Raw genomic sequence first — 578 nt, 5'->3', positions numbered from 1 at the left:
CGGTCCAGGATCGCATCTGCCAGAGTGTTGTCCCCCAAGCTCGCGTACCACTCTTCCGTTGGCAGCTGACTGACCACGACCGTCGAGTATTTCCCGTACCGATCATCCATGATCTCCAGCAGGGCGTTGCGCTGCTCGGCATTCACCGCTTCCAGTCCCCAGTCATCCAGGATCAGCAGCTCTATCCTTGCCAGTTGACCCAGCAGTCTGGCGTAACTGCCATCTACCTTGGCCTGGCTCAGCTCAAGTAGCAGACGCGGCAGCCGGTAGTAACGAGTGCTGTGCCCCTGCTGACAGGCTTGGTAGCCCAGCGCACAGGCTAGGTAGGTTTTTCCGCAGCCACAGGGGCCGGTAATGAGCAGGTTCTGGCCCCGGCGCAGCCACTCTCCTTGGGCCAGGTTTGCCACCTGTGACCGCTCCAGGTTGCGTGCAGACTGGTAGTCCACCTCTTGCACCGTGGCCTGGAGTTTGAGCCTCGCCTGCTTGACCAGCCGAGCTTGTTTACGCTGCTCCCGGCTCAGTTGTTCGTGTTCGACCAGCAGGCTTAGCCGCTCGATGAAGGGCAGCCCTTCGTAGGT

1 protein-coding gene is annotated in these 578 nt (G+C 60.9%); it reads right to left on the bottom strand.

Annotated features, from left to right (window positions below; translation table 11 throughout):
* Positions 1 to 578: IS21-like element ISAs29 family helper ATPase IstB (istB, locus tag PG888_RS23090; RefSeq protein WP_270694495.1), on the bottom strand; the 578-nt coding region annotated here is incomplete at both ends.

Source organism: Aeromonas sp. QDB23, from assembly GCF_027707745.1.
GTDB lineage: Bacteria > Pseudomonadota > Gammaproteobacteria > Enterobacterales > Aeromonadaceae > Aeromonas > Aeromonas allosaccharophila.
The sequence above is the reverse complement of the archived record's forward strand: the minus strand, read 5'-3'. Positions and strand labels throughout refer to the sequence as shown.